Source organism: Ensifer sp. 2TAB8 (assembly GCF_052115125.1).
Lineage (GTDB): Bacteria > Pseudomonadota > Alphaproteobacteria > Rhizobiales > Rhizobiaceae > Ensifer.
Window position 1 is genome coordinate 289,535 of record NZ_JBFRGB010000005.1, and the last position, 14,076, is coordinate 303,610.

A 14,076-nucleotide genomic window follows, 5' to 3' on the forward strand; every position below is an offset into this window, starting at 1 on the left:
TGCGACGGGATGACAGGTTCCCTCAATGAAGCGGCGCTAGGGTCACGCGCGTGGGCACATTGCACGAGGTAAAGCGCATTCATGCGGGTCTTGCTGGTCGAAGATGAGAAGGAACTGGCGGGTGCGCTGCGGACCGCCCTGAGCAATCACCGGATGATCGCCGATCATGCCCGCGACCTCGCCGAAGCCGCCTTGATCCTGAACGATGCCGTCTATGACGTGGTCGTTCTCGATCGCAAGCTGCCCGATGGCGACGGGCTGTCGCTCATCCCCGTGATACGGGCGCGCGGCAATACCGTGCCGGTGTTGATGCTGACTGCGCTCGACGATCTGGCTGACCGGGTGGCGGGGCTCGATGGCGGGGCGGACGACTATATCGGCAAGCCATTTGCCTTCGAGGAACTGCTGGCACGGCTGCGGGCGCTGGCGCGGCGTCCGGCGCCCGTGCAGTCCGATGTCGTCACCGTCGGACGTCTCTCCTTCGATCTCGCGCATTGCGAGGCAAGCGTTGCAGGCGTGCCCCTCAAGATGCCCCGGCGCGAGCTTCTGGTGCTCGAAACGCTGACCCGCCGCATGGGACGCATGGTGCTGCGCGCGGCCCTGATGGAAGCCGTATTCGGTCTCGACGACGAAATCCAGTCCAATGCGCTCGACACCCATATCTCGCGTGTTCGGCGCAAGCTTGCGGATGCGGATGCCGGGGTGATCATCAACGGTATCCGCGGCGTCGGCTATCTGCTCAGAGAAGACCAATGAGCGGCAGCACTTCCCATTCGTTCAAATGGCGCCTTGTCGGCTGGCTGGTGCTGTTCGAAACGATAGCGACTATTGTCGTCATCGCCATCGCCGTCGGTCTGCTCTGGGTGACCGGCTATCTCATCGACGGCTACGAAAACGGCAATGTCGACGTCCTGAAGGACGCGATCACTCGCAATGCCGATGGCGGACTCGTGCTTCAGGAGACGCCGGAGCTCGCCCGATTGCGTCAACATGCAGGAAAGATCTGGTTTGTTGTCCGCGACAGGCAAGGCAACCGCCTTTCCGAGGGAAGCGTGCCTGAAGAATTCGCCTTCGCGATCGCCGGCCTCGAGCGCATGAACGACGCTCGCTTCCGGCTTTCGCCGGATAAGAACGCCCGCCCGGAAGCCGTCGTCAAATGGCTCGAGTCTCCCGCCGGCAGCGTCCAGATCTTCAGCGGCACCGAAGGGCAGCTGACCCTTGGCCGCCTGCTGCTCAGCACCACCGGCGCCTTCCTCAGCATCTTCGTGCCGATGCTGCTGCTGCTCGCCCTTGCGACCGTGGTCGTTACCCCGATCGTCGTTCGCCGGATGCTATCGGGCCTGTCGCACGCGGCCTCGCATGCCGCCCATATCGAATACGACCAGCGCGGCATCCAGATGCCGGTCGCGGGCGTCCCCACGGAATTCCTGCCGTTGGTAACCGCGGTCAACGATGCGCTGGTGCGGCTGGACGACGGTTATACGAGACACAAGCGCTTCCTGGCGCAGGCGGCGCATGAACTGCGCACGCCGGTCGCAATCCTCGGCGCCCGCATCGCATCGCTGCCGCCGGGACCGGACAAGACGCGCCTCAACGAGGACGTGACGCGCCTTTCCATTCTGGCGGGCCAGCTTCTCGATCTCGAACGTCTCGACGCCCAGAAGGATGATTTCAGGCCCGTCGATCTCGCAGCCCTTGCCGAGCGGGTGATCGTCGCACTCGCCCCGCTTGCCTTCGGGGCAGGTTACGAGATGACCTTCGAGGCCGATCAACGCCCTGTCATGGTGACGGGAGACGAGGCGTCGCTGGAGCGAGCGCTCACCAATCTCGTGCAGAACGCCATCGACCACGGCGGTCGGCGCGGCACGATCACCGTCAAGGTCGACCCTCAGGGCTCGATCGATGTCTGCGACGACGGCGACGGCATTCCGCGCAGCGAAACCGACCGGATCTTCGAGCCGTTCCAGCGGCTGCGAAAGGACGGCAAGGGCGCGGGCCTCGGCCTCAACCTCGTCCAGAAGATCGTCCACCTGCACGGCGGTTACGTCGATGTCGCCCGCTCCTCTTCCGGCGGCGCCTGCATGCGCGTCGTGCTGCCACTCGCGGCCAACGATACGACTTGAAAAGAACAAGCCCCGGACCCTGCGCTGCCTGTCTCGCCCCTTAAATCGGCTAGGACAGAGGGGAAGACGGCACGAGGGTCCGGGGCTCGACGCAGCCTGACCGGGAGAAAAAGTCAGGCTGCCTGGACCTTCTTCGACACGCGCGCCCATTCCGGGACCCACTCGCGATGAGCGACGAGCAGGTCGTCGACGAGCGACCAGATCTGGTCGAGGTCGAGTTCGGCGGCCGTGTGCGGATCCATCATCGCCGCGTGGTAGAGATGCTCTCGGTTTTCAGTCATGAGCGCCTGCACCGTCAGCTCCTGCACGTTGATGTTGGTGCGGATCAGCGCGGTCAGCTGCGGCGGCAGATCGCCGATGAAGGTCGGCTGGATGCCGGAGGCGTCGACCAGGCAGGGAACTTCCGCCGCGCAGTTCTCGGGCAGCGAGGTGATGCAGCCGTTGTTCCTGAGGTTGCCGTAGATCACCGACGGTTCGCCGGTCCAGACCGAGTTCATGATCGAGGAGGCGTATTCGTGGCTCTCGGCCACCTCGATCTTTTCCGCGTCCCTGTAGGCGGCGGCCTGGCCCTTCCAGCGCTCGATCTGCTCGACGCAGCGCTTCGGATACTCGTCGAGCGGAATGCCGAACTTCTCGATCAGATCCGGGCGACCGTCCTTGATGAAATAGGGCGTGTATTCGGCGAAATGCTCGGAGCTTTCGGTGACGAAGTAGCCGAGCCGGGTCAGCATCTCGTAGCGCACCTTGTTGGGGCAGCGCGGGTTCCAGTGGCTGGGCTTCGGGAAGCGGCCTTCGCGGTAGCCACGCACGAGATCCGGATAGAGATTGCGATAGCTGCCGTCGGCCTGTTTGTGCTCGAACTTGAGGAAGAAGGCCATGTGGTTGATGCCGGCGGCGCGGTAGCGGATCTCCGACACGGGGATATCGAGATCCCGCGAAAGCTCGTAGGCCGTGCCCTGGACCGAATGGCAGAGGCCGACCTGGCGGATCGTCGGAAACTTCTGAGAGATCGCCCAGGTGTTGATCGCCATCGGGTTGACGTATTGCAGCAGGATCGCGTTCGGGCAGACCTCAAGCATGTCCCCGCAGATCTTCCAGAGATGCGGCACGGTGCGCAGGCCGCGCATGATGCCGCCGACGCCGAGCGTGTCGGCGATTGTCTGGCGCAGGCCGTATTTCTTCGGCACTTCGAAGTCGGTGACCGTGCAGGGCTCGTAGCCGCCGATCTGGAAGGCGACGACGACGAAATCGGCCCCTTCGAGTGCCTTCTTCTGGTTCGAGTGGGTCTCGATCTTTGCCTTGACGCCGAGCGTGCGCACCAGCTTGCCGGCGACGATCTCGCTTTCGCCGAGGCGCTCGGGGTTGACGTCCATCAGCGCGATGGTCGCCGATGACAGCGACGGCCGCTGCAGGACGTCGCCGATGATGTTCTTCATGAAGACGGTGGAGCCGGCGCCGATAAACGTGATCTTGGGTTGTCTGGTCATGGATTGCCTCTGCTTTCTAGCGGTCATGCTGCCACATCGAAGGCGGCCCGTACGAGCCGTTCGGTGTAGGCGGTCTTGGGATTGGACAGGATTTCGCCCACCGGCCCCTCTTCGACGATCCTGCCGTGCTGCATCACCACCACCCGGTGGCAGAGCGCGCGCACGACTTTCAGGTCATGGGAGATGAAGAGGTAGCTCAGGCCCCGCTCGTCCTGCAGCTTGCGCAGGAGGTCGATGATCTGGGCCTGGACCGAGAGGTCGAGCGCCGATGTCGGTTCGTCGAGCAGGATGAACTCCGGTTCGAGCGCAATGGCGCGCGCAATAGCGATGCGCTGGCGCTGGCCGCCGGAAAACTCGTGCGGGAAGCGCGACAGGATGTTGCCGGGCATGCCGGCGGCGGCAAGGGCGTCGACCACACGCTCGACCCGCTCCTTGCGGCTCTCGCCGATGCCGTTGACGACCAGGCCCTCCTCGATGATCTGGCCGATCGACATGCGCGGATTGAGCGATGCGAAGGGATCCTGAAAAACGATCTGGATGCGCGAGCGCAAGGGCCGCATCGCGGTGCGATCCTTGTCGTGGATCGGGATGCCATCGAAGAAGACTTCACCGCCATCGGCATTGATCAGCCTGACCAACGCCTGGCCGAAGGTCGTCTTGCCGGAGCCGGATTCGCCCACAAGGCCGAGCGTCTCGTGCGTGCGCAGATTGAGGCTGAGCCTGTCGACCGCCACCAACTCAGAAAACTGCGAGCGGAAAAGGCCGCCCTTCTTGAGCATGAAGGAGACCTTCACGTCCCGCCCTTCAAGCACGATCGGCGCATTGTCGGGCAGCGGCTTGGCGGCACCGGACGGTTCGGACGAAAGCAGCCGTTTCGTGTAGGGATGTGAAGGGTTGGCGAAGAGATCAGCCGTGGTGTTGTGCTCCTTCACCTCGCCATATTGCATGACGTAGACGTAGTCGGAGAACTGCCGCACCACCGTCAGGTCGTGGGTGATCAGGATCACCGCCATGCCGAGTTCGCGCTGCAGGTCGCGGATCAGGTTGAGGATTTGCGCCTGCACGGTGACGTCGAGCGCCGTCGTCGGCTCGTCGGCGATCAGCACATCCGGATCATTGGCGAGCGCCATGGCAATCATCACCCGCTGACGCTGGCCGCCGGAGAGCTGGTGCGGATACTGGTTGATGCGAAGTTCAGGATCCGGGATCTTGACCTGGCGCAGCAGTTCCAGCGCGCGTTCGGTCGCCGCGCGACGGCTCATCCGGCGATGCGCCCGAATCGCCTCGACGATCTGCGAACCGACCGTATAGACCGGGTTGAGCGAACTCATCGGCTCCTGGAAGATCATCGCCAGGCGATTGCCGCGCAAGCTCCGCCGTTCACGCGGCGAGAATTTCAGCACGTCCTTGCCGTCATAGCCGATGCGCGATTGCGGGGCGACGGTGGCGCGCTTGGATAACAGCCCCATCACGCTGCGGGCGGTGACCGATTTGCCCGAGCCGGACTCGCCGACGATGGCGATGGTCTCTCCGCGGTAGAGCTGGAAGGACACGTCCTTCACCGCCTCCACCGTGCCATGCTCGACCTTGAAGCGAACCGCGACATTGCGGGCGTCGATGACCGGCCGGCCATCGCGTTCGGCAAGGTCCCTGCGCTCAGAGGGGGCGGCGGTGAGGACGTCGATTGTTTCAGACATGATACGTCCTCCTCAATAGGGATCGATGGCGTCGCGCAGGCCGTCGCCAAGGGCATTGAAGGCGAAGACTGTGACGAGCACGAAGGCGACGGGCGACAGGATCCAGGGGTAGGATCCGATGACGGAATAGGTGGAGGTATCCTGCAGCATCAGCCCCCAGGAAATGAGCGGCGGCTTGACCGCAAAGCCCAGGAAGCCGAGGAAGGATTCCAGCAGGACCACCTGCGGGATCGACAGCGTGACCGCGACGATCACGTGGCTCATCACGTTCGGCAGGATATGCTGGAAGATGATGCGCCGGTCGCTGGCGCCGACGGCGATCGCCGCCCGCACATAGTCGATACGCGCCAAGGCCAGCGTCTTGCCGCGCACCTCGCGCGACATCTGCGCCCAGCCGAGCGCCGACATGACGATGATGACGAACGCGAGGAAGACGTTGGTCGGCGCCGTCACCGGGATCAGCGAGGTCAGCGCCAGGTAGAGCGGCAGTTGCGGGAAGGCGAGCACCAGCTCGACGAAGCGCTGGGTCCAGACATCGAAGCGGCCGCCGAAATAGCCGGAGGCCATGCCGACGGTGGTGCCGACAACGGTGACGATCGAGACGACGATCAGCGCGATCATCAGCGAGATGCGCGAGCCGACGAGAATGCGCGACAGCACATCACGACCGAACTTGTCGGTGCCGAGCAGATGCACCGGCGAACCATCGACCGCGCCGAAAAGATGCCGCTCGGCCGGGATCAGGCCGAAAAGGCGGTAGGGCGCGCCCTTGACGAAGAAACCGAGGATCTGCGGGTTGTCGTAGTCCGGGCCGATGATCGGCTGGAAGGTGATCGGGTCAAGCTCGGTACCTTCGCTGAGCGGATAGCTGCGCGGCGAGAAGACGAAATTTCCGTCCTTGTCGGCAAAGCTGATTGCCTGCGGTGGCGCAAAGGCGACACCCGTCGCCTTCGGGTCGACCGGCGACAGAAAGTCGGCGAAGACCGCCATGAAGATCAGCAAGCCGACGAGCACGAGGCCAAGCATGCCGGTCCAGGACCGCTTCAGCCGGCGCCAGACGAGCGCCTGGTAGCTTTCGTTGTGATGTTCCTGCCGGGGTTCGGCGGCGAGCGGAATGGTCGCTTGCATCTCGGCGGTCATGCGTGAGCTCCTCCGAGACGCACGCGCGGATCAAGCGCGGCCAGCAGCATGTCGGCGATGATGTTGCCGAGGATAAGGGTCGCCGACAGCACCAGCATGAAGGTGGCGGTGACATAGACGTCGCCCACCCACATGGAGCCGACGATGGCCGGGCCGACGGTCGGCAGCGCGAAGATAATCGCCGTCTCGATCTCGCCGGTCAGCATGTAGGGCAGTACGACGCCCTGGTACATGATCAGCGGATGCAGGGCGTTCGGAACGGCATGGCGCATGACGACGGCGCCTTCGCTCAGACCCTTCGCCCGGGCGGTCTCGACATATTGCGCGTTGAGCGTGTCGAGCAGATTTCCGCGCATCACCCGCATGTTGTAGGCGAGGCCGCCGAAGGTGGCGATCGCCACGACCGGCCAGACATGTTTGACGAGGTCGACGAACTTGTCCCAGGACCAGGGCGCACCACCGTAGCGGGCCGAGTGGAACGAGTTGATTTCACTGACATTGAAGTGGAAGACGAGGATATAGACGATGATCAGCGCCATCAGGAAGCGCGGCACCGTCATGCCGAGGAAGGCCACGGTCGAAAGCAGGCTGTCGATCCAGGAATATTGCCGTGTCGCCGCGATGATACCGAAGGAAATGCCGATGATGGACGCCAGGATGTGGCAGACGAGCGCCAGCGCCAGCGTGCGCGGCAGGCGTTCGCCGACGACATCGGCAACCGGCTTATTGTAGTAGAGGCTGTGTCCGAAATCGCCGCGCGTCAGTATGCCCGTCATCCAGTTGACGTATTGCACCGGCAGCGGCTTATCGAGGCCATGCTCCTTGCGATAGGCCTGCGCCTGGGCTTCGGCCTCCTCGTAGGACGCTCCACCCTGGTTGATCAGTTGCGAACGAATGTAATCGCTATAGTCTCCGGGCGGCGCCTGGATGATGGCGAAGGTAGCCACGCTCAAGACAAGCAGCACCGGAATGGCAGAGGCGAGGCGGACAAGCAGAAACCTGAACATGCCGTTTCCTTCTGTCGTTGGGGTGATCGAGCGCTCCTCCGGCCTGTAGCCGGAGGAGCGGTTGCGTTAGTTGCTCAAGCCCTTGTCGCCGGGCTTGCCCGGAAGCTGTTCGGCAAAGAGCTCGAAATCACCCTGCTTGTCCGAGGGAACGAAAAGGCGCTCGCGCATGATCGTGTCTTCGGCCCAGTTGAACATGAAGATCGGCGCGCCCGTCGGCACGTTGGCGAAGCGCTTGTTGATGATGAGCGCGCCCGGATATTCGGTGAGGCCCACCGTATCGAGATGCGTCGTCGCGACCTTCTGGTACTGCTTCATCAACTCCGCGCGCTCGGCATTGTCGTTGGTGGCGATGAACTTGTTGATGATGTCGACGAGTTCCTGTTCGAAGGGCATCAGGTCAAGCTGACCGCCTTCCGGTGCACGGTGGTGCCAGCTGGTGCGCGGACCGGCGGCCGCCAACTGCGGCGTGTTTTGCACGACGGAGGCATATTCGGCGGCGTTGCGATGAACCATCCAGTCGAACTTGCCGGCATAATTGGTTGCGTCCCGCTGCTTGCCGTCAAGCGAGTTCAGAACCACCCGGAGGCCGAGCTTTTCCATCTGGCCGATCAGGCCTTCGGCGAGGTTGCGGTCGGTCGCGTAGCTGTTGTCGATCAGAAGCACGATCTCGACGTCCTTGCCGCCGGCCTTGTCAGCCGGGAAGTTGACGAAGCCGTTGCCGTCGGTGTCCTTCAGGCCGGCCTTTTCGAGCAGCGCCTTCGCTCCGTCGAGGTCGAAGGGGTAATAGACGGTCGACTGCCGGTCGTAGAAGCTGGTGCCGGAGGAAAGCCCGCCCGGATAGATCGCCGTGAACGGCCCCTTCACCAGCGCCTCGCCGAGCTTCTTGCGGTCGACCGCCATGGTCACCGCCTTGCGGAAATCCTCGTTGCGGTTGAGTTCGCGCACGGCCTGGGCCCGCTCGTCCGGCTCGCCCCAGCCATTGGCCGAGAAGTTCATGTGCAGATTGTAGCCGATGAGGCGTGGACCGAAGGCAAGCCGCGCGGGCGCTGTATCCTGCGCCGCACGCTTCAGCGATTCGACGAAGTTTTCCGGCTGCTCGAGGTTCGAGAGATCGGCGGAACCGGCAATCGCCTGCACGTCGCGGTCGGCCCAGGTCGAGAGCTTGTAGTGCAGCTCGTTGATGTAGGGAAGCTGGTTGCCCGCCTCGTCGACCTTCCAATAGTACGGGTTACGGCGCAGCACGATGATATCGTCGGGGCGATAGGCGACCGGAACCCAGGCACCCATGACCGGGATGTTCATATACTCGGGCGGGAAGGCGTTCTTGTACTGGTCGTAGGTGGTGCCCGCATATTTCGGATGCTTGGCCTTGAGGATATGCGACGGGCCGGGGCAAAAGGTGCCGTAGGCCATGGCATAGAGATGCTGGCGCGGGAAGGCCTCCTTGAAGGTCCACTCGACCGTATACTGGTCGATCTTCGTCAGCGTCGTGCCGGCGCCGAAGGTCTCCGGCGTCGCGCCGTTCAGCGGCGTCACGCTCGGGTCGAGCACGTTGTCTTCCCAGTAGAACATTACGTCGTCGGCATCAAAGAGGTCGCCATCCGACCACTTGGCGCCCTCGACCAGATGCATCGTCAGCTTGTGACCATCGGCGGACCAATCCCAGCTCTTGGCAAGGTTAGGCAAAGGCTCGACGTCCTTGGCTTCCACCTGGAAGAGCGGCGCCGTACGCGTCAGGCATTCGGACATGCCGATATCGATGCCGCCCCAGCCCTGGCTCTGGCCAGCCGAGTAGTTCCAGCCTTCCGGTCTGCCGCCGATCACGTGACGCAGCGTGTCGCCATAGACGCCGACGCCATCGGGCATATTACCGGTCTTGAAGACCATCGGCTCCTTCGGCAGGCGCTCGGCGACCGGCGGCAGCTTGCCGGTCTTGACGTATTTCTCGGTAACCCAGGCCGGTTCCTTGTATTCCGGCAGCGCCTTGAACTCGGCGATCGAGTCGCGCGGCACATAGGTGATCTTGCCCTCGGCCGGAAATGCCGGCTGTTGCGGCACGACGGTCGGCTCGGAGGCGGCCGCCTCCAACGCAAAGGTCGAGATGCCGACGAGCAGCAGGCTCGCCATCTTCATCAGTCTGTGGCTGGTCATTGGCTCAGATTCTCCCTCTTTTGCCGCGCCGGAACGCGGCCTCCTCCTTGAAAAGTCTGCAGTTCAGGCGGCGTCGGCTCACGTCTCCTCACGCGAGCCGTGCCGCCATCGATCAGCCGGCGGCGCGGACCTGACGCTCGGCGCGCAGTTCGTCGAGCGAACGCACCTCACGCCGCGCGGCACCGTTCCACTCGCGCGTCTTGACGGTGGCGCGGCCGAGCCGCTCCTTTGCGCCGTCAATGGCATGGGCGTATTGCGGCAGCCATTTGGCTTGCGCGACCACCATCTCATCGACCATCTGCCAGACCTCCTCCGGCGTGCAGATGGCGCCGACCAGCGGATCGTGCAGCATCGCAAGCTTCAGGAGGTCGAGATCGCCAGTGACAGCCGCGTGTACGGACATGCGCTGGACGTTGATCGAGGAAAGGCAAGTAGCGGCGCAGGCCTCCGGCAGCGTGATACCCGAGACCATGTTGATGCCGAAACGGTCGACGAAGCCGGGGGATTCGATGATCGCGTCCGCAGGCAGGTTGGTGATCACGCCATTGTTCTTGACATTGAAATGGCCGCGATAGATTCGGCCCGTTTCGAGCGCCTCGAGGATATGGCTCGCATGTTCGTTCGAGCGCCGGCTATGATCGAGCGGCTTTCCGGCCGCTTCCAGGAACTGCGGAAACTCGGTCTCGAACCAGTTGCGCGTCTCGGTCGAATGGCGGAGGTAGCCGCCCGTTTCGCCGTGGATCCAGTCCGACATGTCAATCCAGCGGGTAATTTCCTCCGGGCGCTTGCGATACCAGGGAAGATATTCGGAGAGATGGCCGTTGCTCTCGGTCGAATAGACGCCGAAGCGCTTCAGCACATCTATGCGGAGCTTCTCCTGCTTGGAGAACACCGGGTGCGCCTCGAAGGCGGCGACCAAGTCGTCCTTGCCGATCCTGCGGCCCTTGAGCCTGACGTCAACGAACCAGGTCTGGTGGTTGATGCCGGAGCAGATGTAATCGAGCTCGCCTTCGCCAGCGCCAAGGATTTCGGCGATCTGCTCACCGCCGTGCTGGACGCCGTGGCAGAGGCCGACCGTATCGACCTTGCCGTATTCGATCGCCGCCCAGGTGTTCATCGCCATCGGGTTGGCATAGTTCAGGAACTTCGCGCCCGGCTCGGCAACAGCGCGGATATCCCGGCAGAAGTCGAGGATCACGGGAATGTTGCGCTGGCCGTAGAGGATGCCGCCGGCGCAGATCGTATCGCCGACGCACTGGTCGACGCCGTATTTGAGCGGAATGCGGATGTCGTCGGCATAGGCTTCGAGGCCGCCGACGCGGACGCAGCTGATGATATAGCGCGCGCCTTCGAGCGCCTTCAACCGGTCGGTGGTTGCCGTCACCTTCGTCGGCAGGCGGTTGACCTCGACGATCCGGTCGAGGATCGCCTTGATCATTTCCAGATTGCGGGCGCTGAGGTCGGTCAGCGCAACCTCGATGTCGCGCAATTCCGGCACGGCGAGAATGTCGGTGAACAGCTTCTTGGTGAAGCCGATGCTGCCGGCGCCGATGATGGCGATTTTGAAGCCTGCCATACCCTCTCACTCCTCCTGAACCGCCCGCGCTTCATGCGAAGGGTAAAATTAATTCAAAAATTGAGGCTCACCGCCCGGGAAACACGGATGCAGATCCATCTTTCCGGCCGATCACAAGAGCCTCCTGTTGCGTGGTTGGCCGTCATTATGTGTATATTCGCCGACCCCGCCAGAGCGGTATTGTGCTTTCATGGGTAATTTTATGCTGCGCGATTTGATCGACAATGGCCCCATTATGCGAACGGTCTCCCTGCCAAGGGGACGCCAGAGCCTGCACACCATGCCGACCAGCACCGGCTATGAAATCCGCAACAATGCCACCTATGACTGGGACGGCAGAAAGCGCGGAAACACGCCCTTTACCGTCCTGCAGCACACGATTGCGGGTGCCGGAAACCTGCGTTACGAAAACCGCACCCATCGGGTGCGCGAGGGCGAGACGCTGCTGTTGCTCGTGCCGCACAATCATCGCTATTGGCTGGAAGATGGCGGGCGCTGGGAGTTTTTCTGGATCTCGATGAACGGCGACGAGGCCTTGCGCGTGCACCGCGCCATTCTCGCCGTCACCGGCCCTGTGCTGAAGTTGCAGCCGGAAACGATCGAACATCTGGCAGACTGCAGCCTGCGGCTGATCCGTGGCGGCGAGACGCCGGGGCGCGCTTCCGCAATCGCCTATGAGGCGGCGATGGCGCTCTATGACGACGTCTTCGGCTCGCACCCCTTGTTCAGCCACGAGCACCGGACGATGCACCGGGTCGTCGACCACATCATGAACAATCTGCAGAACCCGCTTCCTGTGGAGGAACTGGCGCGCGTCTCGGGCTTGAGCCGCGCCCATTTCTCGCGCGTCTTTGCCGCCAGCGAAGGCATGGCGCCGGCCGAATACGTCTTGCAGAAGCGCTTGCAGCGCGCCGTGAAACTTCTGACGAAAACGGCGAGCCTGCCGGTCAAGGAGGTGGCGATCCTCTCCGGCTTCGAAGACCCTAACTACTTTGCCAAGGTGTTCCGCCGTTCCTTTGGCCTCAGCCCGACCGAATTCAGAACCACCGGCATGTATGCCAGTATCGCCGCCGGCTCCGTAGAGCAGCCGGTCGACACACCAGAGGAGGCGACGGTACTGCTGTCTGGTTGAGGGCGGGCGTGGGCATCAGCCCGCCAGCTGCTGGCGATAGGCCGGCGTTCTCGCAAAAATCATGGCCAGATCGACGTGCATGACCCGCGCGATCACGCGGAAATCCCGTTCGCTGATGGCAAGATGGCCGAGACGAAGTTTCTGATCCCAGCTCCGGTTGCCTTCGGCAAATTCCAGGCTGTCGAGCCACGGACGGACCGGCGCCTCCATGCTGTCGGCCCAGTCGATGTCGCCGCGATGCGGGGCGACACCGCCCATTGCGAAGAAGTAGGGCGGGCGCTCCTTGACCACGCCGATCGCGGTAAAACAGGCAAGCCCCGCTCTGCCATTGAAGGCGGCGCTGGGTGAATAACCGATAAAGCCATCGCCCGCCTTCATGCGCGTCAACGCCTGTACATTGCCGTAGCCGTAACCGAACCGCGAGAAACTGTCTTCCGGGGCATGCTGCATGTCGTCCCCGGAAAGGGCGCCGACCCAGAAATTGCGCTCGCCTGTCGCGCGTTCTCCGTTCATCCTAAACAAGTCCTGCGTCGACATCGGTCGTCCCTCGATCTCTGATCATGGGAACACTTTACGCGCGACCCCTGCCAGATTCTGTCAGCATTGATTTCCATCGCGTCGGTTCGCGCAAAGAGCCTCGCATCAGTCGCCTTCGGAAGGCGCTTCCCACCTGCCGAACAGCGTCACGCCCACGTTTCCGGCAAGTGCGACGGACGCGTGGTTGTCGAGCTGGCAGCGATACTGCGGCTCGTAGCCTTTCTCGTAGGCAGCTCTGCTGATCGCACGCACGACGTGGCGGGCATGGCCTTTTCCCCTGTCGGACGTCAGCGTCAGCACGCCGAGATCGGCAATCCGACGGTCCTGCCAGGGATACATGCTGGCGGTGCAGACCAGCCTGTCGCCATCGAAGGCGCCGTAAACCAGCCAGTGGTCCAGCTCGACATAGGCCGCATCGAGGTCCTCGTCCGAGGCGGAGCCCTGGAACAGGGAGAAGGCCGCCGCATCCTTCGCCGTAAGCGCGCGCACATGGCCGCTCGGGCTATCTTGCAGCAGCACAGCCTTGTCCGCCTCGGTGAAATAAAAGAGGTTGTCGGCACCATTCAGCACGATGCCCGCGTCGCGCAGCCTCTTGCGAAGTTCCGCTTCGGTAAGAGCCTGTCCCGCCGACAATACCGCGGAGGCCAGCGTAGGAGACAATACGGCCATCACGCCGTTTTCAGCCGTTTCCAGCACCATGGCCGGGCTGTCCTCGTCGAGATCGGAGTTGACCGTGACGGTGAACCGATCCGCGCGGGCAAGAACATCGCCCGCAAATGACCCCTTCCAGAAATCGGTTACCTCAGGGGAAAATGATGGCATTTCACTCAACTTGTTGAACGCACACGCTCAGCCTGCCGGGCGGAGGCAGGAAGCGCGATCAATGGATAAAGTAGTCAATCAATTAAACTGCGGTGCCAGCGCTGTGTGGGACGACAATGGCGCTATGATGGCGCAAAAAGCAAAAGCGCCCGCAGGAGGTGCAGGCGCTTGGCAATTATTCAGTCTTTGAGGTCGCCTTAGCGGGCGAAGGCCGTGCGTGCAACGCGGTCGATGTCACCACGTTCGATGCCGAGGTCACGGAGTTCCCGGTTCGACATGCGGCCCAGCTCGGTGACCGTCTGACGATACTTGCGCCAGTTGTTGATGGAGCGTGCGATGTTCATTTGATCCCCCTTTCAATGGGCTTTCGAAGCCTGGCTGCCAGTCCGTGGCGCCTCGTTTCG

13 protein-coding genes are annotated in these 14,076 nt (G+C 62.9%); 4 read left to right on the forward strand and 9 right to left on the reverse strand.

What is annotated here, in order from left to right; all coding sequences use genetic code 11:
* Positions 1-81 precede the first annotated feature (81 nt).
* Both AB4Z53_RS12300 and AB4Z53_RS12305 read left to right on the forward strand, forming a co-directional pair.
* Entirely contained in the window at positions 82-756 is a 675-nt protein-coding gene (locus AB4Z53_RS12300; protein ID WP_441596092.1) for a response regulator transcription factor, read from the forward strand.
* The gene (locus AB4Z53_RS12305) at positions 753-2,123 is read left to right on the forward strand and encodes a sensor histidine kinase (RefSeq protein ID WP_441596094.1); all 1,371 of its coding nucleotides are present in this window, start codon (positions 753-755) and stop codon (positions 2,121-2,123) included. The genes AB4Z53_RS12300 and AB4Z53_RS12305 overlap by 4 nt, the downstream gene beginning before the upstream one ends.
* Positions 2,124-2,236: 113 nt before the next feature.
* Here AB4Z53_RS12305 and AB4Z53_RS12310 read toward each other — a convergent pair whose 3' ends face one another.
* The 6 genes from AB4Z53_RS12310 to AB4Z53_RS12335 all read right to left on the reverse strand — a co-directional run bounded on the left by AB4Z53_RS12310 (position 2,237) and on the right by AB4Z53_RS12335 (position 11,181).
* Positions 2,237-3,610, reverse strand: coding sequence for an alpha-glucosidase/alpha-galactosidase (locus AB4Z53_RS12310; protein ID WP_441596096.1), 1,374 nt, complete (start codon positions 3,608-3,610; stop codon positions 2,237-2,239).
* A gap of 23 nt (positions 3,611-3,633) precedes the next feature.
* A complete protein-coding gene (locus tag AB4Z53_RS12315) occupies positions 3,634-5,307 on the reverse strand; it encodes an ABC transporter ATP-binding protein (protein ID WP_441596098.1) in 1,674 nt (557 codons plus the stop codon).
* A gap of 12 nt (positions 5,308-5,319) precedes the next feature.
* The gene (locus tag AB4Z53_RS12320; protein ID WP_441596121.1) at positions 5,320-6,435 is read right to left on the reverse strand and encodes an ABC transporter permease; all 1,116 of its coding nucleotides are present in this window, start codon (positions 6,433-6,435) and stop codon (positions 5,320-5,322) included.
* An 8-nt stretch (positions 6,436-6,443) separates the two neighbouring features.
* Complete coding sequence (locus AB4Z53_RS12325) at positions 6,444-7,454, reverse strand: ABC transporter permease (RefSeq protein ID WP_043623545.1); 1,011 nt, start codon at positions 7,452-7,454, stop codon at positions 6,444-6,446.
* A gap of 66 nt (positions 7,455-7,520) precedes the next feature.
* Positions 7,521-9,605, reverse strand: coding sequence for an ABC transporter substrate-binding protein (locus AB4Z53_RS12330; protein WP_441596100.1), 2,085 nt, complete (start codon positions 9,603-9,605; stop codon positions 7,521-7,523).
* Between the two features lie 112 nt (positions 9,606-9,717).
* Positions 9,718-11,181, reverse strand: coding sequence for an alpha-glucosidase/alpha-galactosidase (locus tag AB4Z53_RS12335; RefSeq protein ID WP_441596102.1), 1,464 nt, complete (start codon positions 11,179-11,181; stop codon positions 9,718-9,720).
* A 190-nt stretch (positions 11,182-11,371) separates the two neighbouring features.
* On the opposite strand from AB4Z53_RS12335, the gene AB4Z53_RS12340 reads away from it, so the two are divergent.
* Positions 11,372-12,313, forward strand: coding sequence for an AraC family transcriptional regulator (locus tag AB4Z53_RS12340; RefSeq protein WP_223729847.1), 942 nt, complete (start codon positions 11,372-11,374; stop codon positions 12,311-12,313).
* Between the two features lie 15 nt (positions 12,314-12,328).
* Here AB4Z53_RS12340 and AB4Z53_RS12345 read toward each other — a convergent pair whose 3' ends face one another.
* Complete coding sequence (locus AB4Z53_RS12345; RefSeq protein ID WP_441596105.1) at positions 12,329-12,826, reverse strand: hypothetical protein; 498 nt, start codon at positions 12,824-12,826, stop codon at positions 12,329-12,331.
* Positions 12,827-12,955: 129 nt separating this feature from the next.
* The gene (locus tag AB4Z53_RS12350; RefSeq protein WP_441596107.1) at positions 12,956-13,672 is read right to left on the reverse strand and encodes a GNAT family N-acetyltransferase; all 717 of its coding nucleotides are present in this window, start codon (positions 13,670-13,672) and stop codon (positions 12,956-12,958) included.
* Positions 13,673-13,733: 61 nt separating this feature from the next.
* Here AB4Z53_RS12350 and AB4Z53_RS12355 point away from each other — a divergent pair, with 61 nt between their 5' ends.
* Positions 13,734-13,862: a hypothetical protein gene (locus tag AB4Z53_RS12355; RefSeq protein WP_441596109.1), complete on the forward strand. Its 129-nt coding sequence runs from the start codon at positions 13,734-13,736 to the stop codon at positions 13,860-13,862.
* A gap of 7 nt (positions 13,863-13,869) precedes the next feature.
* On the opposite strand, the gene AB4Z53_RS12360 is transcribed toward AB4Z53_RS12355, so the two are convergent.
* Positions 13,870-14,016 carry a DUF1127 domain-containing protein gene (locus AB4Z53_RS12360; protein ID WP_113536282.1) on the reverse strand — a complete coding sequence of 49 codons (147 nt, stop codon included), beginning with the start codon at positions 14,014-14,016 and terminating at the stop codon, positions 13,870-13,872.
* Positions 14,017-14,076 lie beyond the last annotated feature (60 nt).